We start from the raw sequence: 24,716 nt of genomic DNA, 5'->3' as shown, positions 1-24,716 counted from the left end.
CCTCCCTCATCAGTTCGTCTCGCGCAGCACGGCGCCGAAGCTGCGGCCGAGCTGTTCCTCGGTGAGCACCTCGCCCGGAAGTCCCGCGGCGAGCACCCGCTGGTGCAGCAGCACCACCTCATCTGCGAGGTCCTCCACGCCGGCGAGGTGGTGAGTGGAGATCAGCACGGTGGTGCCCGTGGTGTCGCGCAGCGTCTTGAGCACCGAGCTGATCAGCTCCTCCGAACCGCGGTCCACGCCGGCGAACGGCTCATCGAGCAGCATCAGAGGCGCCTGCTGGGCGATGGCACGGGCCAGGAAGGCGCGCTTGCGCTGGCCTCCGGAGAGCTCACCGATCCCGCGCCGGCGCAGCTGGCTCAGGCCCACCTGGTCCAGCGCCTGGTCGCAGGCCTGCCGGTCCGCAGGGCGGGTGCGGCGGGTGAAGCCCATGTGCCCGTAGCGACCCATCATGACCACCTGCTCCACGCTGATCGGAAAGCTGGTGTCCACCTGTTCGTGCTGCGGCACGTAGCTGACCTGGTTGCGCCGTCGGGCCTTCGTCGGTTCCATGCCGAAGAGCCGCACGGTCCCGGCGGTGGGTCGGTGCAGTCCCAGCAGCGCCTTGAACAGCGTGGACTTCCCGGAGCCGTTGGCTCCCAGCAGGGCGCAGATGCTGCCCGTGCCCACGGTGATGCTGACCTCGTCCAGAGCCTGGACGCCTGGATAGCCGGCGCTCAGCTGATCGACGACGACGGCGGCAGCACCGGGTGGGGCGTCCACGCCTGTGGCTGATCCAGTGTCTATGTCAGTGCTCATCGCTGGGCTCCTTCGATGATCAGGTCCAGGTCGTGTTCCAAGAGCTCGAGGTAGCTCGGTGCCGGTCCGTCAGGCTCGGTGATCGAGTCCACGTGCAGGGGCTCGCTCAGGGTGGCGCCGGTGGTCTCGGCCACCTGCCGCTGGGTGGAGTCATTGACAGTGGACTCGCAGAAGATCGTGGGCACCTGGTGCTCCTCGACGTAGCGGATCTGCGCCTCGACCTGCTTCGGGCTTCCCTCGTCCTCGGCGTTGAGCGGCCACAGGTAGTGCTCGCCGAGATCCAGGTCCTTCGCCAGGTAGCTGAAGGCGCCCTCGCATGTCACCAGGTGGATCTCACCGTCCTGCTGCAGCGGTGCCAGCCGCTCCTCGGCCTGGTCCCAGACCGCTTGGATCTGCTCCCTGTAGCGGCCGGCGTTCTCGGTGAACTGCTCGGCGTCGGCGGGGGAGAGCTCGCTCAGTGCGGCCTCGATGTTGTCCACATAGACCATGGCCTGTGCCGGAGACATCCAGGCGTGCGGGTTGACCGGCAGCTCGGCGGTCTCCTCCGCGCCGGCACTCTCGGAAGCCCCGGGGTCCTCGACGTCGTCGGACTCGCCGGAGCCCGGAGAAGCTTCGGGCAGCCGGGTGACCGGCAGGGTCTCCACCGACTCGGAGAGCATCACCACCTCCGCCGAAGAATGGCTCAGGAACTGCTCGTACCAGGCCTCCAGGCCCAGTCCGTTGAAGAAGATCACGTCCGCCGCTGCGGCATCGCGGAGATCACCGGGGGTGGGGGAGTACTCGTGCACCTCGGCGCCGGGCGGGGTGATGGAGCGGGTGTCCACCAGGTCGCCGCCCACGGCCCGGGTCATGTCTGCCAGCACCGAGAAGCTGGTGAGCACCACGGGAGGCTGGTCCTCCGTGGAGGCGCCCTGCTCATCGGAGTTCGCCGCGGCACAGCTGCTCAAGGCCAGGGCGCAGATCAGTCCGGCGGTGACAGTGAAGAACCTGGTGTGGCGCATGCCCACAGTATGATTTAGGCACACCTAAAACTGCAAGTGGGGCCGGCAGAACGAAGCAGACCCGGCTCTGACAGCGCTGCTGGGCTCAGGAAGGTGCTGGACCCAGGCCTGTGCTGGACTCAGGCCGGGGCGGAACTCAGAACGGGGCGGGGCGATCTGCGGCGAGCGCGCCCAGGGCGGCCTCGTGGAGCAGACCGTTGGTGGCCAGGCCGTTGGCACCGGTGCATCCGGGCTCACCGTCCAGGGAGGTGAAGATGCCGCCGGCTTCGCGGATGATCGGCACCAGGGCCGCCATGTCATGCAGGCTCAGCTCCGGTTCGGCGGCCATGTCCACCTGACCCTCGGCGACCATGCAGTAGGACCAGAAGTCGCCGAAGGCGCGGGTGCGCCAGACGGTCTCGGTGAGCTCCAGGAAGTTCTGGCTGCGGCCGATCTTCCGCCACCCGGCGAGCGAGGAGTAGGAGAAGAACGCGTCCTCGAGCTGGGGCACCTTCGAGACCTGGAGCCGCTTGGCCGAGGCCAGGGCCTTGCCGGTATAGGCGCCGCCGTCCTTGGCCGCCCACCAGCGCCGACCCAGCGCGGGTGCGCTGACCAGTCCGACCACCGGTTCGCCCTCATCGACCAGCGCGATCAGCGTGGCCCAGGCGGGCACCCCGCGGATGAAGTTCTTGGTCCCGTCGATCGGGTCGATGACCCACTGGCGCGGTCCGGATCCGGTGGAGCCGAACTCCTCGCCCAGGATGGCGTCGCGGCCGCGGGCCCGGCTGAGCTGGCCGCGGATGAGCTCCTCGGCCTGGCGATCAGCCTCGGTGACCGGGGTCAGATCGGGCTTGGTCTCGACCTCGAAGTCCATGGAGGAGAAGAAGGACATCGTCTTCGCATCCACGGAATCGGCGATCATATGCGCCAGGCGCAGGTCATCGGTGTAGGCGCTGGTGCTAAGGCTCATAGCGCCACGCTAGCAATCACCGAGCGGCAGGACCCGCATTCACGGCTTTACGCGCCGAGCCGCTTCTCTTCCGGACCGTCCTCGGTGCCCGCCATGGACCTGATCAGACCGCGCATCGAGGCCAGCCGGGCGGCGCCGTGGTCACCGGCGTGGCCATCGGCCACCCAGGCGTCCAAGGCGCAGCCCCCCTCGGGGGAGACGTGGGCGCAGCCGGACTCGCAGGCCGCGGAGCCTTCGACCAGATCGGAGAAGGCGCCGAGCACATCGTCGGGGGCCACATGGGCCAGGCCGAAGGTGCGCACCCCGGGGGTGTCGATGATCCAGGAGTTCCGTGCTGCGGCGACGTCGAGGGAATCGGCAGGCTCCAGGTTCAGCGCGACGGCGGAGGAGGAGGTGTGCCGGCCGCGCCCGGTGACCGCATTGACCCCGCTGGTGGCCCGATCCGCGCCGGTCAGGGCGTTGACCATGGTGGACTTGCCCACCCCGGAGTGCCCGATCATCGCGGTGACCCGTTCGGTCAGCGAGCTGCGCAGCGCGATGACCGCGGCGGAGTCCAAGGTGGGGGTGCCCGAGGCTGTGCCGGTGGCCTGCTGGGAGACCACGGTCTGCAGGTCCAGCTCCGCGTAGTGGCTGATCAGTCCGGCCGGATCCGCAGGGTCCTCGACCAGGTCGGCCTTGGTGACCAGCAGGATCGGGGTGATCCCGGCGTCGTAGGCTGCGACCAGGGCCCGGTCGATGAATCCGGTGCGTGGGGCAGGATCCGCCGCTGCGACCACGATCAGCAGCTGATCAGCGTTGGCGACGATCACCCGTTCGGCGTCGTCGGTGTCCTCGGCGCTGCGGCGCAGCAGCGTGGAGCGCTCCTGGATCCGGATCAGCCGGGCCAGTGAACCCGCATCGCCGGTGGTGTCCCCGACCAGGCCCACGATGTCGCCCGGGACCACCGGGGTGCGGCGCATCGCACGCGCGCGCACTGCGGAGATGATCCGCTCTCCGCCGTCGGGGTCATCCAGGCGCACCGTGTAGCGCCCGCGGTCCACCGTGACGACCCGGCCCAGCTCGGCGTCGGCGTAGTCGGGTGACTCCTTGGTCCGGGGTCGGGAGCCCTTCTTGTTCGGGCGCACTCGCACGTGGGACTCGTCCCAATCGGCCCAGCGGTTCATCCGCGCGCCCCCGACGCGGAGACAGACCCGGAGCCGGGCACGCAGTCAGCCGCGGAGCCAGGCCCGACGCCAGGCGCGGCGTCCGACGCCGGCGCCAGCAGCCCTGCCCAGAGCTGCGGGAAGTCAGGCATGGTCTTCGCGGTGCAGGCGATGTCTTCGACCTCGACGTCGTCGAGCACCAGACCGAGCACCGCGCCGAAGGTGGCCATCCGGTGATCGGCATAGCTGCGCACCAGACCGCCATGGGTCACCGGTGAGGTGACCTCGAACCCGTCCTCGGTCTCCTCCGCAGACCCGCCGAGTCGGCGGATCTCCGTGACCAGGGCCGCGATCCGATCCGTCTCGTGTCCGCGCAGGTGCCCGACCGAGGTGAACAGTGTGGGGCTCTGGCACAGGGCGGCGAGGGCCGCCACCGTGGGGGTCAGCTCGGCGGTGCCGTCCACGGCGCCGGGGGTGCGCAGCTGCCTGCCGCGGACTCGCAGGGTCACCGTGGTGGGGGTCTCCGGGTCCGTCTCGATCTGGGCGCCGAAGGCCGGCAGCAGCTCGGTCCAGCGGCGTCCGATCTGGGCGGAGACGATCGGCCAGCCGCGCATGGTCACCTCTCCGCCGGTGACGGCGGCCGCGCAGAGGAAGGGTCCGGCATTGGAGAGGTCCGGCTCCACGCGGACGCTGAAGGCCCGGATCTCGCCGGGCTCCACCCGCCAGGTGTGCTTCGCGGGGGAGCTGACCTTCACCCCGACCTCGGTCAGCACCTGCAGCGTCATCTCCACATGCTCCAGCGAGGGCACCGATTCTCCGACATGACGCAGCGTGAGTCCGTACGGCATCCGTGCCGCGGTGAGCAGCAGCCCGGAGACGAACTGGGAGGAGGCTGAGGCGTCGATGGTGATCTCTTCCCCGGTGATGCCCGCCGGGGCGTGCACGGTGAACGGCAGATGGCCCTCGCCGCCGGGTGCGGGAGCGCCCGGGCCGGTGATCTCGACGCCGAGATCGCGCAGCCCGTGCTGGACCGCGCCCATCGGGCGGACGCGGGCCTCGGGGTCGCCGTCGAAGTGGACCCGTGCGTCGGTCAGCGCGGCCACGGCTGGCATGAACCGCATCACGGTGCCGGCCAGGCCGCACTCGATGCTCACCGCCCCGGTGGTCGGGGCGGTGACGGAGGAGTCAGCGGTGCCGGGAGAGTCAGCGGCGGAAGAGTCAGGGATGGGGCCGGGGTGAGAGGCGCTGGTGAGGGCCGGAAGCGGGGAGATCCGCACGGCGGGAACCCCGGAGTTCTCCCAGTCCGGGATGTGCTCCACGACGCTGCCCAGGGCCGCCAGCGCATCGAGCATCAGCCGGGAGTCCCGGGACCGCAGCGGGTTGATGACCACGGACGGGCCGTCGGCGAGGGCGGCCAGGAGCAGGTAGCGGTTGGTCAGGGACTTCGACCCGGGAACGGTGACCTCTGCGCGCAGAGGTGCCCCCGCCCGTGGCGCAGGCCACGGCTGCGGGGGCACCGATGCAGCGTGTGTAGATGTAGTGCTCACGTCGCTAGGTTCTACGCTCCGACCTTCTTCTTGGCGCTCTTGACACCCTTGTTGGCACCCTTGGAGGCGTTGGTGATCGCCTTCAGGGCATCCTTCTCGGCGCGCTGGAAGTTCTTCTTAGCGTGCTTCTCGAAGTCGCGCACCTTCTTGGTGGCATCGCTGCCGAGATCATCGGCCCACTTGAAGGTCTTGTCGCCGAACTTGGCGCCCTTCTTGCGGGTGGTCTTGGCCAGGTGCTCGGCGCGCCAGCCCAGCGACGGCTTGCCGTCGAGGTCCACCATGGCCAGGCTCAGGCCGCCCAGGATGGAGGCGTTCTTCAGCAGCGTCTTGCGCTGAGCGGTGACGTCAGAGTCACTCTCGATCTCAGCGTTGCGGTATTCGGCATAGCTGTTGAACTTGTGGACTCCTGCCAGCATCAGGGCCGAGGCGCGGGGGAACCGGCCCAGCGCCAGTGCGGTTCCGGCAACGACCTCGACACCGCCCAGGACCTGGGTGGTGAGCTTGGCGTTGGAGACCAGGGGTTCGGCCTGGGGGAGAAGTGAGCCGATCTCCTCGAGGGTGGACCCGATTCGCGCCGAGGCATCATCGGTGTTGCGCAGGCGGTCGACACCGCTGGCGATGAAGCTCGCGCCCAGCAGTGGGCGGGCGAATTTACGAAGCAGAGACATAGTGTCCTCCTGTAGGAGTGTGGCGCTGAAGCATCGTTCAAGGTCCAATCTACCCAATCAGGGCTGTCACGGGAATCAGCAGGCCCTATGGGCGCTCATCCGACGCGGATGCGGCGCTCATCCGGTGCGGACGTCAGGTGATGAGCAGGAATGCACAGCGCGGCGTCGTCGTTGTGCCCTTTATGACCACGCCGACTCTCACCCCGAAGCGCGTCCGCGCCCCCACACCTGACGCCCGACGACCGGTGTGCGCTGTGCGAGTAGACTCAGAGGTGATGGAAAAGCCCGCAGCCACCGGCACCGACGCTGATTCAAGCAGCGTCGTCGTCGCCGAAGAGACCGAACAGCAGCGTCGCGTGCGTTTTGAGAGCGAGGCTCTCCAGTACGTGGACCAGCTCTACTCAGCTGCCATGCGGATGACGCGCAATCCGCAGGACGCTGAAGACCTCGTGCAGGAGGCCTACACCAAGGCGTACTCCGCATTCCACCAGTACAAGCCCGGCACGAATCTCAAAGCCTGGCTCTACCGGATCCTGACCAACACCTACATCAACATCTACCGGAAGAAGCAGCGCCAGCCCCTGCAGGCCAACACGGACACCGTGGAGGACTGGCAGATGGCCCAGGCCGCAGAGCACACCTCTTCGGGGCTGCGCTCGGCTGAGGCAGAAGCGCTGGATCATCTGCCTGACTCCGACGTCAAGGACGCGCTGCAGCAGATCCCCGAGGAGTTCCGCCTGGCGGTCTACTTCTCCGATGTCGAGGGATTCGCCTATAAAGAGGTCGCCGAGATCATGAACATCCCGATCGGCACGGTGATGTCGCGACTGCACCGCGGCCGGAAGCTGCTGCGCGAACTCCTGAAAGACTATGCCCGCGAACGTGGCTTCAAGAAGCAGGAGGCCAAACCATGAACGACCAAGATCGCAGCCAGGCCACCGAGGTCAGCCCCGGGAAATGGCTTGATGAGAACTGCAGAGACGGTGACTGCACCGAGAAGCAGACCCGCATGGAGCGCATCTATGAGTACGCCGACGGTGCGCTGAGCCGGGAGGACATCGATGAGGTCGAGGCCCACCTGCATGCCTGCCCGGAGTGCGCCGACGACTACGACCTGGAGTGCATCATCCGCACCGTGGTCCGCCGCTCCTGCGCCGAGCGCGCACCGGAGACGCTGAAGGTCACGATCCTGGAGCGGATCAGTCAGATCCGCGTCGAGGCAGGACACCAGCAGGACGACGACCAGTCCTGAGCCGGCACCAGCCCTGAACCTCGGGCTCGCTTCAAGCCCTGAGCACGACAGAACCCCCTGCAGAGATTCTCTGCAGGGGGTTCTGTGTTCTGCGCTGCCGCTTCGAAACGCGTCAGCCGCAGCAAGGGCCTTGGACCACTGAGATCAGGAGTTGGGGCGCTTGCCGTGGTTGGCGTTCTTCTTGCGACGTGCGCTGCGCTTGCGTCCACGCTTGCTCATGATGAACTCCTTTCGTCGGCTGGGGTAATTCTAGGCCACGGGCTCTTGGAGCCCTAACCACGGATACCACCCGCGGTGCAGCACCAGCCAGGCGATCAGACCATAGCCTGCCTGGCCGGGGAGTCCGCCGTTGGCCGCGAGGTCGCTGCGCCACTGTTCGTGGCTGACCAGGGGCGTGTAGGCGTCCACATAGACATGTGAGCGCCGTGAGGCCACGTCCCGGTAGGCCGCGTTGAGCTCGGAGATCCGCTGGTTGCGCTCCGCATCCAGGGTCGGGACCGGCCCGAGCACCAGGCACCGGATGCCCTCCTGGGAGGCCCGGTCCAGGATATTGGCCAGGTTCAGCCGGGATCGGGCGGAGGAGGTGGCGCTGTAGAGGTCCGTGTCGTTCAGCGCGATGACCAGATGACGCTCGGGTGTGCCGCCGTCCGTCGTGGCGCCGGAGAACCGGGCGACGGCCTCGTCCTGCCACCGCTCGGAGAGCGCCTCGGTGCCCTCACCGGGCATGGCCAGGGCGTAGCTCTCCAGGGTGAGTCCCTCGATCGGAGTCTTGGAGATCACCCGACCGAACCACCCCAGCGCCCGGGGGTCACCGACGCCGCTGAGCAGCTCGTCGCCCAGGGCGACGATGCGCACGTGGCGCCGGTGACCGGAGGCTGCGGCTCTGAGATCCTGAGTGGAGTGTTCCATCCGGTTCACAGGTCCAGGTGCGGGAAGGCCTTGCTGAGCAGGCCCTCCAGCTCCTTGGCGTGACGCTTGGCCTGCCCCACCGAGGTGGCGGCAGACTCAGCGCGCGAGACCAGCTTGAGCTCCTGCTTCAGCAGCGGACGCAGGTTCATGCCGAGGAACGGCCATGGACCCTGGTTGACCGGCTCGTCCTGGGCGTAGACGACCTCCTCTGCCGAGGAGTAGCGGTCCAGCTCGGCCTGCAGCTCCTCCACCGGCATCGGGTAGAGCTGCTCGAGCCGCACGATGGCGGTGGCCTCGTCCTTGTGCTTGTTCCGGGTGGCGACGAGGTCGTAGTAGAGCCGGCCTGAGACGATCAGGACGCGCTTGACCTTCGCGGCGTCCACTTCCCGGTCTGGGATCACCTCCTGGAAGGTGCCCGTGGTGAAGTCCTCCACCGAGTTCGCCGCAGCCTTCAGGCGGAGCAGCTGCTTCGGTGAGAAGACGATCAGCGGACGGCGCGGACGCGCCACCGCCTGACGGCGGAGCAGGTGGAAGTAGTTCGCACCCGAAGAGGGCAGCACCACGGTCATGTTGTCCTCGGCGCAGAGCTGCAGGAAACGCTCGGGACGGCCTGACGAATGGTCCGGTCCCTGGCCCTCATAGCCGTGCGGAAGCAGCATGACCACCGAGGAGTTCTGGCCCCACTTCTGCTGGGCGGTGGCGATGAACTCGTCGATGATGATCTGGGCGCCGTTGACGAAGTCGCCGAACTGAGCCTCCCAGAGCACCAGCGCATTCGGGTTCTCCACGGAGTAGCCGTATTCGAAGCCCAGTGCGCCGTATTCGGAGAGCAGCGAGTCATAGATGAAGAACCGTGCCTGATCCTCGGTCAGGTTCTTCAGCGGGTACCACTCGTCGCCGTTGACCCGGTCGTGGAAGACCGCGTGGCGCTGCACGAAGGTGCCGCGGCGCGAGTCCTGACCCGCCAGACGGACCTCGGTGCCCTCCATCAGCAGCGAGCCGAAGGCCGCGATCTCCGCGAAGCCCCAGTCGATGCCGCCTTCGCGGGCCATCTTGGCCCGCTTCTCCAGCAGCGACTTCAGCTTCGGGTGCGGGGTGAAGCTCTCCGGGATGTTGGTGTGGACCTCGCCGATGTGCGCGAGGGAGTCCTCACTGATCTTGGTGTCATCGCCTTCACGGTCCGGGGTGCTGGTCTCGTCCTCGGAGGCGGTCGGGGCCATGCCCCGGGTGCCGGAGGCGTCGGGATCAGCCGTGGAGATCGGCTGGGTCTGGGCCGCGTGGGTCTCGGTGAAGACCCGCTCCAGCCGCTGGCGGAAGTCCCGCAGCGCCTGGTCGGCCTCTTCCTGGGTGATGTCGCCACGTCCGACCAGCGCCTCGGTGTAGAGCCGACGCGTGGTGCGCTTGGCCTCCACCAGGTTGTACATCTTGGGCTGGGTCATCGAGGGATCGTCACCCTCGTTGTGACCGCGTCGGCGGTAGCAGACCAGATCGATCACGACGTCCTTGTTGAACCGCTGGCGGTAGCGGAAGGACAGCTGGGCCACGCGGGCCACCGACTCCGGGTCATCGGCGTTGACGTGGAAGATCGGCGCCTGGATGGCCTTGGCCATATCGGTGGAGTAGGTCATGGACCGAGCCGCCGAGGGGGCGGTGGTGAAGCCCACCTGGTTGTTCACGACCACGTGCACGGTGCCGCCGGTGCGGTAGCCGCGCAGCTGGGACATGTTCAGCGTCTCCGCGACCACGCCCTGGCCGGCGAATGCCGCATCGCCGTGGACCAGCAGCGGCATCACCGAGAAGGAGTTCAGCGCATCCGCGCCCTGGTTGATCCGGTCCTGCTTGGCGCGCACCACACCTTCGAGGACGGGGTTGACCGCCTCCAGGTGTGAGGGGTTCGCGGCCAGGTAGACGCTGGTGGAGTTGCCGCGGTCCGAGGTGAAGGAGCCCCGGGTGCCCAGGTGGTACTTCACGTCGCCCGAGCCGGTGCCGGCCTCGCGGCCCTCGAACTCGCGGAAGACCTGTGCGTGGGTCTTGCCGGCGATGTTGGTGAGCACGTTGATGCGTCCGCGGTGAGCCATGCCGATCGCGACCTCGTCGAGGCCCTCATCGGCCGCCTCGGAGAGGATCGTGTCCAGCAGCGGGATCAGCGATTCGCCGCCCTCGAGCGAGAAGCGCTTCTGCCCGACGAACTTGGTCTGCAGGAAGGTCTCGAACGCCTCGGCCGCATTGAGCCGGCCCAGGATCCGGAACTGCTCGTCCCGGGTGGGCTTCTCGTAGGGATGCTCGATCTCGTCCTGGAACCACTGGCGTTCCTCGGGGGACTGGATGTGCATGTATTCCACGCCGGTGCTGCGGCAATAGGTGTCGCGCAGCACGCCCAGGATGTTGCGCAGCGGCAGCATGGAATTGCCGCCGAAGCCGCCGGTGGGCCATTCGCGGTCGAGGTCCCACAGGGTCAGCCCGTGAGACTCGATGTCGAGGTCCGGGTGGCTGCGCATCTGGTACTCCAGCGGGTCCACCGAGGCCATCAGGTGACCGCGGACCCGGTAGGAGTGGATGAGCTGCTGGATCCTGGCGACCTTGTTGATCTGGTCCTCAGGGTTGACCTGGATGTCGGCGGACCATGCGATGGGCTCATACGGGATCCGCAGGGCTTCGAAGATCTCCTCGTAGAAGCCCTCCTTGCCGAGCAGGTACTGGTGGATGGTCTTGAGGAACTCACCGGACCCGGCGCCCTGGATGACGCGGTGGTCATAGGTGGAGGTCAGCGTGATGACCTTGGAGACGGCGAGGTTGTTCAGCGTCTTCTCCGAGGCGCCCTGGAACTCGGCGGGGTACTCCAGCGCGCCCACGCCCACGATCACGGCCTGGCCCTTGGAGAGCCGAGGCACAGAGTGCACGGTGCCGATGCCGCCGGGGTTGGTCAGCGAGACGGTGGTCCCGGCGTAGTCCCCGGGGGTGAGCTTGTTGTCCCGGGCGCGCTTGACGACGTCGTCGTAGGCGGCCCAGAACTCGGTGAAGCTCATCTCCTCGGCGGCCTTCATGTTCGGCACCACCAGCGCACGGGTGCCGTCGGGGCGGGGCATGTCGATGGCCAGCCCGAAGTTCACATGGGCCGGGTGAACAGCCACCGGCTTGTTGTCCTGCACGTCATAGGTGACGTTCATCGACGGGTGCTTGCGCAGCGCCTTGAGCAGGGCATAGCCGATCACATGGGTGAAGGAGACCTTGCCGCCGCGGGTGCGCCTGAGGTGATTGTTGATCACGGTGCGGTTGTCGATGAGCAGCTTCGCCGGCACCGCGCGCACCGTTGTGGCGGTGGGCACGGTCAGCGAGGCGTCCATGTTCGCCGCGATGGCCTTGGAGATGCCCTTCAGCGGCATCACCTTGTCCTCCTTCTCCTCCTTCGTCGCCGACTCGGCCTTGGCGGCAGAGGGCTCGGAAGGGATGGGAGTGCTGGAGGAGCCTTCGGACTTCTTCGTCGTCGGGGTCCGCGGGGCCACCGGCTTGCTGACCGAGGGGCCCTTCTCGCCGGCCGGCTTCTGCGACTTCTCGGGCTCGGCGGGCTTCGCGGTGGCCGGAGTGGTCTCAGCGGTGGACTCGCGCTGGTTGTCCGCGCTGGGCTTGGAGTCCGCGGCAGGCTTCGCCGGAGACTTGGCGGCCGACTTCTCACCTGAGGCGGTGCTGGCCTTCGCGGCACCGTTGCTGTCGGACCCGGCAGCCTTGCCGGAGCTGGAGCTGCTCTTCGGCTCGGCGGGGGTGGCCGCCGTCGGCGCAGGGGCGGAGGAGGTGCCGGACGGACGGGAATCACCGTCGCCCTCGAGCTGGCGGAAGATCTCAGCCCACTTCCGATCCACCGAATCCGGATCGTCCTTGAACTTGTCGTATATGTCGGCGACCAACCATTCGTTCCCCGGGAATTCCTCGGCAAGACGGCTGGACGTTAGCTCTGGCACTGTGGATACGCCTCTTCCATTGTGTTGTGTAGTTATCCGGCACAGCTTCGTGCACGTGGATCTTCACCTCGTCCAAGCATAGTGACTTTGTGCACCGTGCCGCCACCGGCCACGGTATCGTGTCAGGGGCCGCTGCCTCAGCGCCTGCGCCGCTGAGCTGAACCGGCGGCGAGCATCGTCACCAGCACTACGAAGGGCGCGGATCCCCGTGAGATTCCTGAACGAGCCGATCACCGATCTGACCTACTCCGACGTCTTCCTGGTCCCTTCGCGATCCCACACCCAGTCACGGATGAGCGTCGACCTCTCCGCCGAGGATCCCACGGGCTCCACCATTCCAGTGGTGGCCGCGAACATGACCGCCGTCACGGGGCGTCGCATGGTGGAGACCATGGCGCGCCGCGGCGGACTCGGGGTCCTGCCCCAGGATGTCCCGCTCGAGGTCATCCGGCAGGTGACCGACTGGGTCAAGTCCTGTCATCCGGTGCTGGAGACCGCTCTGAAGGTCCATCCCACAGACACCATGCTCGATGTGCTGCACCTGCTGGACAAGCGCAACCACGACGCCGTCTGCGTGGTCGACGAGGACCTGCGCCTGGCCGGCGTGGTCACCGCCAACGACGGGCTCGGAGTGGACCGCTTCTCCTCCGTGGCGTCGGTGATGCGGATTCCCCCGCTCCGCTTCACAGCCGAGGAGGTGCTCACCGACGCCGGCCTGGAACAGGCCTTCATCGCGATGGACGCCGCCGGCGCCGAGTACGCCCCGGTGACCACCTCCGACGGCACTCTCGCCGGGGCGCTGACCCCGCGCGGGGCGCTGCGCTCCACGCTCTACCGGCCCAACCTCGACGCGAAGTCCCGGCTGAAGGTCGCCGCGGCGGTGGGCATCAACGGCGACGTCGCCGGCAAGACCGAGGCGCTGCTCGGCGCCGGAGTCGATGTGCTGGTGGTCGACACCGCTCACGGGCACCAGCAGAAGATGTTCGAGGCGCTCACCGAGGTGCGCGCGACCGTGGAGGCCTCCGGACTGCAGGTCCCGATCGTGGCCGGCAACGTGGTCACCGCCGACGGCGTGCGCGAGCTCATCGAGGGCGGCGCGGACATCGCCAAGGTCGGAGTCGGACCGGGTGCGATGTGCACCACCCGGATGATGACCGCGGTGGGCCGCCCGCAGTTCTCCGCGGTGCTCGAATGTGCCGCGGCCGCCCGCGAGATGGGCAAGCATGTCTGGGCCGACGGGGGAGTGCGCTACCCGCGCGACATCGCCCTGGCCCTGGCCGCCGGGGCCTCCCAGGTGATGGTCGGATCCTGGTTCGCCGGGACCTATGAGTCGCCCGGCGACATGCTCACCGGGATCGACGGACGGCGCTATAAGGAGAGCTTCGGGATGGCCTCCTCGCGAGCCGTGCAGAACCGCACCGCCACGGAGAGCGCCTTCGCGCGGGCCCGGAAGTCGATCTTCGAAGAGGGCATCTCAACCTCGCAGATGTACCTGGACCCGGCGAAGCCCGGAGTCGAAGACCTGCTGGACTCCATCACGGCCGGGGTGAGGTCCGCGATGACCTATGCCGGAGCCACCTCGCTGCACGAGTTCCGCCAGCGCGCCGTCGCCGGAGTCCAGTCCGCAGCCGGATATGAGGAGGGCAAGCCGCTTTCCGGTTCCTGGTGATCCAGGCGGTAAGCTCTGAGATCTCATGGAGCATCGACAACCTGGCCGCGGCCCGCACCTGATCCACGCCCACCCCCTGATCCACACGCCCGAGGCGCAGCGCCTCGGCCGGGGGTGGCTGCGCTAAGTGGAACTGCTTCTGCTCGGCCTGGGGTTCCTGCTGATCCTGGGCACCGGGTTCTTCGTCGCCGTCGAATTCTCGCTGGTCGCTCTGGACCAGCCCACCGTCCAGCACGCGATCGATCGCGGAGACAAGTCTGCTCCGGCGGTGATGCGGTGCCTGAAGTCGCTCTCCACCCAGCTCTCCTCCTGTCAGCTGGGCATCACCCTGACCACCCTGCTCACCGGCTATGTGGCCGAACCGGCGCTGGGCGCGCTGCTGGCAGCCCCGCTCGAAGCCCTCGGCGTGCCCGAGCAGGCGCTCTCCGCGGTCTCGCTGACCGTGGCGCTGATCATCGCGACCATGGTCACCATGATCATCGGCGAGCTGGTCCCGAAGAACCTCGCTATCGCCGAGGCCTACGGGGTGGCCCGGGTGCTGGCGAAGCCGCAGCTGGTCTTCACCGCCGTCTTCCGCCCGCTGATCAAGGTGCTCAACGGCTTCTCCAACAAGGTTCTCCACCGCTTCGGCCTGGAGGTCAAGGAGGAGCTCTCAGGGGCTCGCACCCCGGAGGAGCTCTCCTCCATGGTGCGCCGCTCCGCGATGCTGGGCACCCTCGACGAGGGCACCGCCACCTTCCTGGACCGCACGCTGCGCTTCTCCGACCAGACCGCCGCCGACGTGATGACCCCGCGCCCGCGGATGGCCAGCGTCGACGCCGACGCCTCCCTGGAAGCCCTCATCGATCTGGCCCGGCAGACCGGGTTCTCCCGCTTCCCGGTCCTGGGAGACAGCGTCGACGACGTCCGCGGGGTGACCCACGTGAAGAAGGCAGTGGCCGTGCCCCGCGAGAAGCGCCACGGCCTGGTCGCCGCCACTGTGATGTCAGAGATCACCCGGGTGCCCGAGACCATCCACCTCGATGCGCTGCTGCCGGTGCTGCGTGAGGCCTCGCTGCAGGTGGCCATCGTGGAGGACGAATACGGCGGCACCTCCGGTGTGGTCACCCTGGAGGACCTGATCGAGGAGATCGTCGGCGAGGTCGCCGATGAACACGACCGGATCGCTCCCGGAGTGCTGCAGAGCGCCTCCGGCGACTGGTTCTTCCCCGGGCTGCTGCGCCCCGACGAGATCAACGCCCAGATCCTGGAGCTCGCCATCCCCGAACATCCCGCCTATGAGACGGTGGCCGGCTTCATGCTGCTCACCCTGGGCCGGGTGGCCGGACTGGGAGACGCCGTCGAGGTCGACGGCGGCAGGCTGGCCGTCGTCGGGGTCGACGGTCGCCGGATCGACCGGCTCTGCTTCACCCCTGACCCACGGGCCCGCGACGCCGCGCTGCAGCACGCCGCCGCCCGGGCCGAGAAGCTGGCCGAGGACCGCGCGGACCATGTCCGTCATGCCCGCGAAAGGGGTGAACGACGATGAACCCCGACCTGATGGGCATCCTCTGGCTGGTGATCCTGCTCGGCGCCAACGCGTTCTTCGTCGGCGGCGAGTTCGCGGTGATGAGCGCCCGGCGGAGCCAGATCGAGCCGAAGGCCGAGGCCGGGTCCGCCCGCGCCAAGACCGCGCTCTACGCGATGGAACACGTCTCGCAGATGCTCGCCATCGCCCAGCTGGGCATCACGGTGTGTTCGCTGCTGATCCTGATGGTCTCCGAGCCTGCGATCCATCACCTGCTGACCGAGCCGCTGACCTCGTTCGGGCTGAGCTACACCGCCGCCAGCGTGATCGCCTTCATCATCGCCCTGGCGCTGGTCTCCTTCCTTCACGTGACCATCGGCGAGATGGTGCCCAAGAACGCCGCCGTCTCCGTGGCGGACCGCGCGGTGCTGCTGCTGGCCCCGCCGCTGGTCTTCCTCTACCGGATCCTGATGCCGCTGATCTGGGTGCTGAATCTCACCGCGAACCTGGTGCTGCGCGCCTTCGGGATCACCCCGCGCGACGAGGTGGTCTCCACCTTCACCCTGGAGGAGATGGAATCGATCGTGGCCGAGTCCAAGCGCGGCGGCACGGTGCGCGACGACGCCGGGATCATCGCCGGTGCCATGGAGTTCAGCGACTACACCGCCGCCGAGGTGATGATCCCGGTCGAAGAGGTGATCACGCTGCCGGCCGACGTCACCCCGCGCAAGGTGGAGAAGGCCGTGGGACGCACCGGGTTCTCCCGCTTCGTCAGCACGGATGATCAGGACGTCTACACCGGCTACGTGCACCTCAAGGACGTGATGAGCCTGCCCGCCTCCGCCTCCGGGGAGCCCATCCCGGTGACCGTGGTGCGCTCCCTGGGCAACATGGGCCTCACCGACGAGATCGAGGAGTGCCTGGCGCAGATGCAGCGCACCGGATCCCACCTGGCCCGCGTGATCGACGCCGAGGGCGTCACCCGCGGCATCCTGTTCCTCGAAGACGTGCTGGAGGTGCTCGTCGGTGAGATCCACGACGCCACCCAGTCCTGGGACTCCCGCCGACGGCACACGGTGAGCGCAGAGGAGAGCTGAGCGCAGAGGAGAGCTGAGCGACAGGTGGAGACGCGGCGCACCACGGCCTAGTTGAGATTTGTTCTCAACAAAGTCTGGCCGTACGCTGGTCTCAGCTGCTCACGCCCCGGCAGCGCCTCCCCACGACGAAAGTACGATCCATGCCCGCGCCACGTCTGCTTCCCTCCGCCGCCCTGCTGGGCGCCACGACCCTGTTGCTCAGCGCCTGCACCGGCTCGGCGGGCTCGCCCGACGAGGACGGCGGCGCCGCGGCAGATCAGGGCGAGACGCTGAGCGTGGTCACCTCCACCGACGTCTACGCCGACCTGGCCCAGCAGATCCTCGGCGACACCGCCGAGGTCACCGCGCTGGTGGACAACGCCGCGGCGGACCCACACTCCTACGAGGCCACCCCGCAGGATCGGCTGACCGTGGACGGCGCCGACGTGATCCTCGCCAACGGCGGCGGGTATGACCCCTTCCTCACCCGTCTGGCCGTCACCTCAGGCAAGGAGGACGCGGTCTATCAGCTCCTCGAGGGCGAGAATGCCCACGCCGAGGAGGACGAAGGGGAAGACGCCGAGGACGACCACGCTGACGACGAGCACGACGACGACCGTGCTGAGGACGATCACGCCGAGGACGACCGTGCTGAGGACGACCACGACGACGACCAGGCTGAGGATGCGCACGAGGGACACGGCCACTCCGACGATTTCGTCAACGAGCACATCTGGTATGACCTCGCCGCGATGAGCGACTTCGCCCGGGACTTCCATGAGCACATGGCCGAGATCTCCCCGGAGAACGCCGAGCTCTACCAGGACAACGCCGCCGCCTTCGCCGAGGAGATCGACGCCATGGATCAGCGGAACCGGGCCATCGACGCCGACGGGATGAGCTTCCTCGCCACCGAGGCCGTCTCGCAGTTCCTGCTCACCGACGCCGGCTTCGAAGACGCCACCGACCCGCAGTTCCTCGCCGCGATCGAACACGGTGACGACGTCTCGGCCCGGATCTACCAGCAGGCGCTGAGCGCCGCCGCCGATCAGGAGATCGATCTGCTCTCCTATAACCCGCAGACCGAGACCAACCAGTCCGCGCAGATCCGAGAGGCCGCCGAGGACGCCGGCGTCGCCGTCCTGGACTTCAACGAGACCATCGGCGACGAGCACGACTCCTACCTGGAGTGGATGGACGCCAACATCACCGCCGTCGAGACTCTGGTCGAGGAGTCGCGTGGCTGACCCGCTGGTGACGCTGCGCGACGCGAGCGTCGGGTTCAGCGGCCGCACCCTCTGGGAGGGTCTGGACCTTGATCTGGCTCCGGGTGAGTTCCTCGCCGTGCTGGGGCCCAACGGGGCCGGGAAGTCGACGTTCCTGAAGGTCCTGCTGGGACTGACCAGACTCACCTCCGGATCGGCAGAGATCGCCGGTGCCCCGGTGCGCCGCGGCAGCAGCCGGGTCGGCTACATCCCGCAGCAGCAGACCATGCCCGAAGAGACCCCGCTGCGCGCCCGTGACATGGTCGCGCTGGGTCTGGACGGGCACCGGTTCGGCATCCGACTGCACCCCCGCGCGCTGCGCCGCCGCGTCGATGAGCTGCTCGAGGCAGTGGGCGCCACCGCCTATGCGGACATGCCGGTGGGGCTGCTCTCCGGCGGGGAGCAGCAGCGACTGCGCGCCGCCCAGGCGCTGGCCTCGAACCCCGCCGTGCTGCTCTGCGACGAGCCGCTGCACTCGCTGGATCTGCACCATCAGCAGGCCGTCACCGAACTCATCCGACGCCAGGCCGTGGAGCGCGGCTCCGCGGTGGTCTTCGTGACCCACGAGATCAACCCGGTGATCGAACACGTCGACCGGGTGCTCTACTTCGCCCGCGGACAATACCGGATCGGCACCACCGCCGAGGTCATGCGCTCCGAGGTGCTCTCCGAGCTGTACGGCTCCTCGGTGGACGTCATCGAGCACAAGGGACGGCTTCTGGTCATGTCCGCCCATGACGAGGGCTGCCACCACCACCCCGAGGAGCTGGCGCTGCCATGATGGAGACGCTGACCGGCTCATTCACCACCGAAGGCTATTGGGAGCTGTTCTCCCTGGTCCGGAACTCGGTGATCACCGCCGGTGTGCTCGGCCTGATGGGCGGCCTGATCGGGGTCTTCATCATGCTCCGCCGGACCGCTCTGGTGGTCCACGGCATCGCCGAGATCTCCTTCGCCGGAGCGGCCCTGGCGCTGCTCATCGGAGTCGACGTCGTCGCCGGTTCAGCGCTGGGCGCCGTCGCAGCCTCGGTGCTGATCGGGGTGCTCAGCCTGAAGGACCGAGACACCTCCGCCGTGACCGGGGTGCTGATGCCTTTCGGACTCGGACTCGGCATCCTCTTCCTCTCGCTCTACCAGGGGCGCAGTGCGAACAAGTTCGGGCTGCTCACCGGGCAGATCGTCGGCGTGGACGACATCCAGACGCAGACCCTGGTGACCGGCGCCGTGGTGATCAGCATGGTGCTGCTGCTGATCTGGCGCCCGCTGATGTTCGCCTCGGTGGACCCGCAGCTGGCCCGGGCCCGCGGGGTCCGGGTCAACCTGCTCTCCATGGTGTTCATGGTGCTGCTCGGCGTCGCGGTGGCGATGTCGGTCCAGGTGGTCGGGGCGCTGCTGGTGCTCGCGCTGCTGGTGGTGCCTGCGGCGGCAGCGCTGAAGGTCACGGTGCGTCCGTATCTGGCAGTGCTGCTCTCGATGCTCTTCGCGCTGATCTCCTCGGTGGGCGGGATCATGCTCGCGATCACCGGCACGGTGCCGATCAGCCCCTACATCACCACGATCTCCTTCATGATCTACGTGGTCTGTGTGCTCGTCGGCCGCGGCGGTCGCAACCGCCGACGTCAAGCCGCAGCCGTGCTGACCGGCTGGCCGCTGACCGCCTGAGCCTCAGCTGCGGGCGATGGCGGCGCAGCTGGCGCAGAGCCCGAAGATCTCCAGCGTGTGCCGGACCTCGGTGAAGTCGTGCTCCTGCGCGAGCGTGGTCGCCCAGTCCTCGATGACGGGGGCCTCGAACTCAACGGTGAGGCCGCAGGAGCGGCACACCAGGTGATGGTGGTGCTCCTCGCGCTCACAGAGCCGGAAGATCGCCTCACCGTCGTCGGGGCGCAGCACGTCGACGAGTCCCTCTTCCTGATGTGACTGCAGCACCCGGTACACCGTGGCCAGGGAGACCTTCTCGCCGCGACCGTCGAGGATCTTGTGCAGATCCTGGGCGCTGACAAAGTCGTCGAGGGAGTGCAGGGCGGCCCAGACGGCACGTTTCTGTCGCGTGGATCGGCCGCGTGCCGGAGGGGTGGAGGTTCTCTCGTTCATGCTCGCTCCAGACTAGCAGTCAGGCTTAGAGTAGATGCATGAGCACAGTCTTCAGCAAGATCATTGCAGGTGAGATCCCGGGCCGCTTCGTCTGGCAGGACGAGACCTGCGTCGGGTTCCTGTCCATCGCCCCGATGGCCTACGGGCACACTCTGGTGGTGCCGCGGCAGGAGGTGGACAAGTGGACCGATGCAGAGGGCTCTCTGATGGCGCACCTGTTCCAGGTGGCGCACCGGATCGGCAAGGCCCAGGTCGAGGCCTTCGGCTCCCAGCGGGCCGGGCTGAGCATCGCCGGCTTCGAGGTGCCGCACCTGCATCTGCATGTCTGGCCGTCGAACTCGATGTCCGATCACAGCTTCGCCCATGCCGACGACGACCCGGACCAGTCCCGGATGGACGAGTCCGCCGAGAAGCTGCGGGTGGCGCTGCGCCTGATGGGCGACGCCGAGCACGTCCCCGCCGAGAAGGACTGACCCACCGGCCCAGCGGCCAAGAAGTCCAGCCGCCAGGACGTCCAGCGGCTCAGAAGCTCAGGGGCGCGAAGTCTTGATCGCGCGGCGGATCCGCTTGACCGAGACCGTCTGCGCGGTGCCCAGCTGTTGGGCAAAGAGGTTCACCCGAAACTCCTCGAGCATCCATTTCACCTGCGCGAGCTCCGCGGGCACCGGCAGCTGCGCCGGGACTGCCTCCAGCGCGGCGTCGTACTCATCCTCCAGCTCCTGGACCGCCGCCATGTCTTGGGCGTCCCGGGTCAGCCCCTGTCCTGACTCCAGCCGATCCAGCCGGGTCTTCATCGCCTGCAGGTAGCGCGGCATATGCTGCAGCTGCGCCTGGCCGGTGGCGGTGACGAAGCCGGGGTGGACCAGCTGCTGGAGCTGGGCGGTCATATCGCTCCGCGCGGCCTTCAGCGCCGGGGAGCTGACCCGCTCCAGGCGTGAGCCGAGCTCTGTGGAGAGGCTCAGGACCTGCGCGAGCACATCGGTGAGCCGCAGCACCGTCTCGATCAGCTCGGCCCGGCAGTTCCGGGCGATCACCTCGAACTCCGCCTCGCGGTAGGGCAGCTGCACGGGCACCAGGTGAGCCAGCGCCGCCGTCGTCGCATCGGAGACCAGCGATTCCACGGTGCCGTGCGGCGACTGGCTGAACGCCAGCCGCTCCCGGTTGCTCAGATGATCCAGCACGTAGCGCTGTGGGGAGGGGAGCACCTCGCGCAGCAGCGCGACGACGCCGGCCCGGTGGACCCGGGCCTGCTCGGCGGCGGAGTCCTGGATCGTGTAGGAGACGCCCTGGGCGGTCTGCTTCGCAGAGTCGGCCCCGGCCCCGGCACCGTCGCCGGAGCCGCCCCCGGCACCGTTGCCGACGCTGCCGGCCGGAGCCAGGGCGGGATAGCCGATGATCTGGCGCCCGGAGACCACCGTGGTGATCTCCTGGGGCAGATCACCGAAGGTCCACGAGGTCTGCTGCTGCCTGCCCGCCGGGACAGAGGCTGCGGGCTTCTGTGGCTTCTTGCCGCGACCGTTACGCGTCTGCGCGGCGGCGCCGGAGGTAGTCGAAGACCCGGACGGAGCCGAAGACCCGGACTGAGCCTGCGATGCAGCGCCGGGGCGACCCGGCTGCGGTGCTGGCTGCCGGCCGTCGGCGGTCTGCTCCTCCGAGAGGCTGCGCCCGATGGCCTCGCGGTTCTCCCCGGAGAACCGGATCTGGAGCTCACGCAGGTCGAAGCCGCTGTCCAGGACCCGGCCGCGCTCACTGATCACCGCGAAGGTGAACCGCAGGTGCTCGGGCAGCGCGCTGGTGTCGAAGACCTCCGGATCGACCACATGTCCCTTGAGCTGGCGCAGCACCGCGGCCAGCGAGCCGGTCAGCGAGTCCACGCCCGGGGTGAAGTCCTGCTCCAGCCCGGCGCGGGCCTTCGCGGCGACGTCGGGGGCGGGGACGAAGTTCTTCCGCACCGGTTTGGGCATGTTGCGGATCAGCGCGGTGATCAGCTCGGTGCGCAGCCCGGGGATCAGCCAGTCGAAGCGCTCGGGCTGGAGCTGGTTCAGGAACACCACCGGGACCCGCACCGTGACGCCGTCGGCCGCCGCGCTGGGGGAGGAGCCGGACTCGGCGGTGTATCGGGTGGGGTTGAACTCGTACTGCAGCTCGAGCGCCAGCCCGTCGTGATCGAAGTGCTCCGGGTAGGAGTCGATGTCCAGCTCGTCGGCCGCCTGCGCCATGAGCTCGACGTCGGTGAGGTCCAGCAGCTCAGGGGTTGTGACGCGCTGGTTCTTCCACCAGGAGTCGAAGTGCCGCTGCGAGACGATGTTCTCCGGGATCCGCGCGTCGAAGAAGTTGAACAGCTCCTCATCCGAGGCGCGCAGGTCCTTGCGGCGAGTGCGGTTCTCGAGCTCGTCGAGCTCGGCGAAGCGCTCCCGGTTGCGCCGGTCGAAGTGGTGCCGGGTGGACCAGTCCCCGTCGACCAGGGCGCGCTGGATGAACAGCTCGCGGCTGTATTCGGGGTCGACCTTGGAGTAGAGCACCTGCCGGTCAGCGATCACCGGGACCCCGAAGAGGGTGACCTTCTCGGTGGCCACCACGGCGCCCTGGCGGGCGGACCAGCGCGGCTCCGAATGGCTGGTCTTCACCAGGTGCGGGGCGAGCTCCTCCACCCACGCGGGGTCGATCTTCGCCACCGAGCGCGCCCAGAGCCGGGAGGTCTCCACCAGCTCGCTGGCCATCACCCAGTCGTGGTTCTTCTTGAACAGGTGCGAACCCGGGAACACCGCGAAGCGGGTCCCGCGGGCACCCTGATAGTCCCGGGTGCGGGGATTGTAGAGACCCACATGGCTGAGCAGCCCGGAGAGCAGCGACTGGTGGATCTGGTCATGCTTAGCCGCAGGATCCACCGCGGGCAGCTTCTTGCCCCGGCGCCCGGAGGAAGCATGACGCCGGCCGGAGCCCTTTCCGCTGAACTCCACCTGATCGGCGATCTCGGTGAGCTGGCTGACCAGCTCCTGCCATTCCCGCACGCGCAGGTAGTTCAGATGTTCGCGGTGACAGAGCTTCCTGAACTGGTTGCCCGAGAGCTCGGTCTGCTTGTCCTGCAGGTAGCGCCAGAGGTTCAGCAGCGCGGAGAAGTCGGAGTTCTCATCCTTGAACCGGGAGTGGAGCTCATCGGCCTGCGCCCGCTTCTCGGCCGGACGCTCCCGGGGATCCTGGATCGAGAGCGCCGCGGTGAGCACCGTGACCTCGGGCAGGCAGTCCCGGCGGGCCGCCTCGACCATCATCCGGGCCATCCGTGGGTCCACCGGCAGCTGGGAGAGCATCCGCCCCACAGGGGTCACCGCGCTGGTGCCGCGACCCTTCCTGCCACCCGCCTGGGATCCTGAGTCGGCTCTGAGGCTCAGCGCGCCGAGCTCGGTGAGCAGCCGGACGGCGTCGTTGACCGCCTTGGAGTCGGGCTTCTGCACGAAGGGGAAGTCCAGCAGATCTTCGGGGGTCCGCGTGATGCCCATGGAGGACATCTGCAGCAGCACCGAGGCCAGGGAGGTGCGAAGGATCTCGGGATCGGTGAAGGCCGGTCGGGAGTCGAAGTCCTCCTGTGAGTACAGCCGGATGGCGATGCCGTCGCTGGTCCGTCCGGACCGGCCGGAGCGCTGATTGGCGCTGGCCTGAGAGATCGCTTCGATGGGCAGCCGCTGCACCTTCGTCCGGGTGGAGTAGCGCGAGATCCTGGCGGTGCCGGTGTCGATCACATACTTGATCCCGGGCACCGTCAGGGAGGTCTCGGCCACATTGGTGGCCAGCACGATCCGGCGGCGGCCGCCGGGGGAGAAGACCCGCTTCTGCTCCGCCATGGAGAGCCGGCCGAAGAGCGGGAGGATCTCCGAGCCGCGCAGCCGTCGGTCCGCCGCGATGGTCTCGGTGAGCGCCTCCGCCGCGTCGCGGATCTCGCGCTCCCCGGGGAAGAAGATCAGCACGTCGCCGTCGGGTTCGGCGCTGAGTTCCAGCACCGCGTCGCTGACCGCGTCGAGGAGATCCCGCTCCTCATCGGCCGCGGCCGGGACCTTGGCACCCGGCTGCGAGCCGCGCTGGGGTGTGCGCTGGGGGATGCGCGAGTCGCCGTCCTCGGTCTCACCGAAATGCTCGGACTCGTCGAAGTCCTCGAGCTCCGCCTCTGGGTTCACCGGGCGGTATCGGATCTCCACCGGATAGGTGCGTCCGGAGACCTCGATGATGGGCACGTCGGAGGTCTCCCGGGTCCAGTTCTCCGGGTCCGGGCTGAAATGCCGGGCGAAGCGCTCCGGGTCGATCGTGGCCGAGGTGACGATCACCTTGAGGTCGGGCCGGGAGGGCAGCAGTCGACGCAGGTAGCCCAGGATCACGTCGATGTTGAGGCTTCGCTCGTGGGCCTCGTCGATGATGATGGCGGAGTAGCGCTGCAGGTTCGGGTCGCGCTGGATCTCCGCGAGCAGGATGCCATCGGTCATCAGCTTCACTGCGGTGGACCCGGAGACCTCGGCGTTGAACCTCACCTGGTAGCCGATGTCGCGCCCCACCGAGGTGCCCAGCTCCTCGGCCAGCCGCTCGGCCACGGTGCGGGCGGCCAGGCGGCGCGGTTGAGTGTGGCCGATCATCCCCTGGTTGTGCAGCCCGAGCTCCAGGACCATCTTCGGCAGCTGGGTGGTCTTGCCGGAGCCGGTCTCCCCGGCGACGACGATGACCTGGTGGTCGGTCAGGGCCTTCAGGATGCGTTCGCGCTCGCCGCTGACCGGAAGCGCAGGGGGATAGGCGAGGTCCTCGGGGGACCAGGACTCGCGGCGGGCTGTTCTGGGCTCAGACATAACCCTCCAATACTAGGGTTGATGCGGGGCGCGGCTGGCAACGCCGGGCGGGCGCAGCCAGGT

The 24,716-nt window shown here is 68.2% G+C and carries 20 protein-coding genes; 9 read left to right on the top strand and 11 right to left on the bottom strand.

Annotated features, from left to right (window positions below):
* Positions 1–9: 9 nt before the first annotated feature.
* The 6 genes from LTH93_RS02570 to LTH93_RS02545 form a co-directional block, all read right to left on the bottom strand.
* Positions 10–795 carry a metal ABC transporter ATP-binding protein gene (locus tag LTH93_RS02570; protein ID WP_241464286.1) on the bottom strand — a complete coding sequence of 262 codons (786 nt, stop codon included), beginning with the start codon at positions 793–795 and terminating at the stop codon, positions 10–12.
* The gene (locus LTH93_RS02565; RefSeq protein ID WP_241469983.1) at positions 792–1,796 is read right to left on the bottom strand and encodes a metal ABC transporter solute-binding protein, Zn/Mn family; all 1,005 of its coding nucleotides are present in this window, start codon (positions 1,794–1,796) and stop codon (positions 792–794) included. The genes LTH93_RS02570 and LTH93_RS02565 overlap by 4 nt, the downstream gene beginning before the upstream one ends.
* Before the next feature lie 136 nt (positions 1,797–1,932).
* A complete protein-coding gene (gene hisN / locus LTH93_RS02560; RefSeq protein ID WP_241469982.1) occupies positions 1,933–2,745 on the bottom strand; it encodes a histidinol-phosphatase in 813 nt (270 codons plus the stop codon).
* A gap of 47 nt (positions 2,746–2,792) precedes the next feature.
* Positions 2,793–3,908: a ribosome small subunit-dependent GTPase A gene (gene rsgA, locus LTH93_RS02555; RefSeq protein ID WP_241464289.1), complete on the bottom strand. Its 1,116-nt coding sequence runs from the start codon at positions 3,906–3,908 to the stop codon at positions 2,793–2,795.
* Positions 3,905–5,434 carry a 3-phosphoshikimate 1-carboxyvinyltransferase gene (locus LTH93_RS02550; RefSeq protein ID WP_241469981.1) on the bottom strand — a complete coding sequence of 510 codons (1,530 nt, stop codon included), beginning with the start codon at positions 5,432–5,434 and terminating at the stop codon, positions 3,905–3,907. The genes rsgA and LTH93_RS02550 overlap by 4 nt, the downstream gene beginning before the upstream one ends.
* Before the next feature lie 11 nt (positions 5,435–5,445).
* Positions 5,446–6,102: a DoxX family protein gene (locus LTH93_RS02545; protein WP_241464291.1), complete on the bottom strand. Its 657-nt coding sequence runs from the start codon at positions 6,100–6,102 to the stop codon at positions 5,446–5,448.
* Between the two features lie 275 nt (positions 6,103–6,377).
* On the opposite strand from LTH93_RS02545, the gene LTH93_RS02540 reads away from it, so the two are divergent.
* Positions 6,378–7,016, top strand: a complete 639-nt coding sequence (locus LTH93_RS02540) for a sigma-70 family RNA polymerase sigma factor (RefSeq protein WP_241464292.1) — start codon at positions 6,378–6,380, stop codon at positions 7,014–7,016.
* Positions 7,013–7,354, top strand: a complete 342-nt coding sequence (gene rsrA, locus LTH93_RS02535) for a mycothiol system anti-sigma-R factor (RefSeq protein WP_241464293.1) — start codon at positions 7,013–7,015, stop codon at positions 7,352–7,354. The genes LTH93_RS02540 and rsrA overlap by 4 nt, the downstream gene beginning before the upstream one ends.
* Positions 7,355–7,498: 144 nt before the next feature.
* Here the strand turns inward: rsrA and LTH93_RS13385 are convergent, their stop codons facing one another.
* The 3 genes from LTH93_RS13385 to LTH93_RS02525 are packed head-to-tail and all read right to left on the bottom strand — an operon-like array spanning position 7,499 to position 12,219.
* Positions 7,499–7,573: a 50S ribosomal protein bL37 gene (locus LTH93_RS13385; protein WP_369699669.1), complete on the bottom strand. Its 75-nt coding sequence runs from the start codon at positions 7,571–7,573 to the stop codon at positions 7,499–7,501.
* A gap of 30 nt (positions 7,574–7,603) precedes the next feature.
* Positions 7,604–8,263, bottom strand: a complete 660-nt coding sequence (locus LTH93_RS02530; RefSeq protein WP_241464294.1) for a GDSL-type esterase/lipase family protein — start codon at positions 8,261–8,263, stop codon at positions 7,604–7,606.
* A 5-nt stretch (positions 8,264–8,268) separates the two neighbouring features.
* Complete coding sequence (locus tag LTH93_RS02525) at positions 8,269–12,219, bottom strand: multifunctional oxoglutarate decarboxylase/oxoglutarate dehydrogenase thiamine pyrophosphate-binding subunit/dihydrolipoyllysine-residue succinyltransferase subunit (RefSeq protein WP_441338249.1); 3,951 nt, start codon at positions 12,217–12,219, stop codon at positions 8,269–8,271.
* A 208-nt stretch (positions 12,220–12,427) separates the two neighbouring features.
* Between LTH93_RS02525 and LTH93_RS02520 the strand changes: the two genes are divergently transcribed.
* From LTH93_RS02520 to LTH93_RS02495, 6 genes are all read left to right on the top strand, one after another.
* Positions 12,428–13,888: a GuaB1 family IMP dehydrogenase-related protein gene (locus tag LTH93_RS02520; RefSeq protein ID WP_241464296.1), complete on the top strand. Its 1,461-nt coding sequence runs from the start codon at positions 12,428–12,430 to the stop codon at positions 13,886–13,888.
* Between the two features lie 127 nt (positions 13,889–14,015).
* Entirely contained in the window at positions 14,016–15,416 is a 1,401-nt protein-coding gene (locus LTH93_RS02515; RefSeq protein WP_241469979.1) for a hemolysin family protein, read from the top strand.
* Positions 15,413–16,492, top strand: a complete 1,080-nt coding sequence (locus LTH93_RS02510) for a hemolysin family protein (protein ID WP_241464298.1) — start codon at positions 15,413–15,415, stop codon at positions 16,490–16,492. Before LTH93_RS02515 ends, LTH93_RS02510 begins: the two co-directional genes overlap by 4 nt.
* A gap of 140 nt (positions 16,493–16,632) precedes the next feature.
* Positions 16,633–17,718 (top strand): metal ABC transporter substrate-binding protein, encoded by a 1,086-nt coding sequence (locus tag LTH93_RS02505; RefSeq protein ID WP_241469978.1) that lies wholly within the window; start codon positions 16,633–16,635, stop codon positions 17,716–17,718.
* Positions 17,711–18,517, top strand: a complete 807-nt coding sequence (locus LTH93_RS02500; protein WP_241464300.1) for a metal ABC transporter ATP-binding protein — start codon at positions 17,711–17,713, stop codon at positions 18,515–18,517. Before LTH93_RS02505 ends, LTH93_RS02500 begins: the two co-directional genes overlap by 8 nt.
* On the top strand, positions 18,517–19,398 hold the full coding sequence (locus LTH93_RS02495) for a metal ABC transporter permease (protein ID WP_370642688.1): 882 nt from the start codon (positions 18,517–18,519) through the stop codon (positions 19,396–19,398). Before LTH93_RS02500 ends, LTH93_RS02495 begins: the two co-directional genes overlap by 1 nt.
* 3 nt (positions 19,399–19,401) lie before the next feature.
* Here LTH93_RS02495 and LTH93_RS02490 read toward each other — a convergent pair whose 3' ends face one another.
* Positions 19,402–19,827 (bottom strand): Fur family transcriptional regulator, encoded by a 426-nt coding sequence (locus LTH93_RS02490; RefSeq protein WP_241469976.1) that lies wholly within the window; start codon positions 19,825–19,827, stop codon positions 19,402–19,404.
* Positions 19,828–19,865: 38 nt separating this feature from the next.
* Between LTH93_RS02490 and LTH93_RS02485 the strand changes: the two genes are divergently transcribed.
* Positions 19,866–20,300 carry an HIT family protein gene (locus LTH93_RS02485; RefSeq protein WP_241464303.1) on the top strand — a complete coding sequence of 145 codons (435 nt, stop codon included), beginning with the start codon at positions 19,866–19,868 and terminating at the stop codon, positions 20,298–20,300.
* Between the two features lie 57 nt (positions 20,301–20,357).
* On the opposite strand, the gene hrpA is transcribed toward LTH93_RS02485, so the two are convergent.
* A complete protein-coding gene (gene hrpA / locus LTH93_RS02480; RefSeq protein WP_241469975.1) occupies positions 20,358–24,653 on the bottom strand; it encodes an ATP-dependent RNA helicase HrpA in 4,296 nt (1,431 codons plus the stop codon).
* Between the last annotated feature and the right edge of the window lie 63 nt (positions 24,654–24,716).

Source organism: Nesterenkonia sp. DZ6 (assembly GCF_022565835.1).
In the GTDB taxonomy this organism is placed as follows: Bacteria; Actinomycetota; Actinomycetes; order Actinomycetales; family Micrococcaceae; genus Nesterenkonia.
This window is presented reverse-complemented; position numbering and strand designations above follow the sequence as displayed.

Excerpts from the sequence above, each read along its gene's own strand:
- LTH93_RS02570 (WP_241464286.1), bottom strand. The coding sequence starts at position 795 with ATGAGCACTGACATAGACACTGGATCAGCCACAGGCGTGGACGCCCCA.
- LTH93_RS02545 (WP_241464291.1), bottom strand. The coding sequence starts at position 6,102 with ATGTCTCTGCTTCGTAAATTCGCCCGCCCACTGCTGGGCGCGAGCTTC.
- LTH93_RS02495 (WP_370642688.1), top strand. The coding sequence starts at position 18,517 with ATGGAGACGCTGACCGGCTCATTCACCACCGAAGGCTATTGGGAGCTG.
- LTH93_RS02540 (WP_241464292.1), top strand. The coding sequence starts at position 6,378 with ATGGAAAAGCCCGCAGCCACCGGCACCGACGCTGATTCAAGCAGCGTC.
- hisN (WP_241469982.1), bottom strand. The coding sequence starts at position 2,745 with ATGAGCCTTAGCACCAGCGCCTACACCGATGACCTGCGCCTGGCGCAT.
- LTH93_RS02530 (WP_241464294.1), bottom strand. The coding sequence starts at position 8,263 with ATGGAACACTCCACTCAGGATCTCAGAGCCGCAGCCTCCGGTCACCGG.
- rsgA (WP_241464289.1), bottom strand. The coding sequence starts at position 3,908 with ATGAACCGCTGGGCCGATTGGGACGAGTCCCACGTGCGAGTGCGCCCG.
- rsrA (WP_241464293.1), top strand. The coding sequence starts at position 7,013 with ATGAACGACCAAGATCGCAGCCAGGCCACCGAGGTCAGCCCCGGGAAA.
- LTH93_RS02510 (WP_241464298.1), top strand. The coding sequence starts at position 15,413 with ATGAACCCCGACCTGATGGGCATCCTCTGGCTGGTGATCCTGCTCGGC.
- LTH93_RS02565 (WP_241469983.1), bottom strand. The coding sequence starts at position 1,796 with ATGCGCCACACCAGGTTCTTCACTGTCACCGCCGGACTGATCTGCGCC.
- LTH93_RS02490 (WP_241469976.1), bottom strand. The coding sequence starts at position 19,827 with ATGAACGAGAGAACCTCCACCCCTCCGGCACGCGGCCGATCCACGCGA.
- LTH93_RS02485 (WP_241464303.1), top strand. The coding sequence starts at position 19,866 with ATGAGCACAGTCTTCAGCAAGATCATTGCAGGTGAGATCCCGGGCCGC.
- LTH93_RS02505 (WP_241469978.1), top strand. The coding sequence starts at position 16,633 with ATGCCCGCGCCACGTCTGCTTCCCTCCGCCGCCCTGCTGGGCGCCACG.
- hrpA (WP_241469975.1), bottom strand. The coding sequence starts at position 24,653 with ATGTCTGAGCCCAGAACAGCCCGCCGCGAGTCCTGGTCCCCCGAGGAC.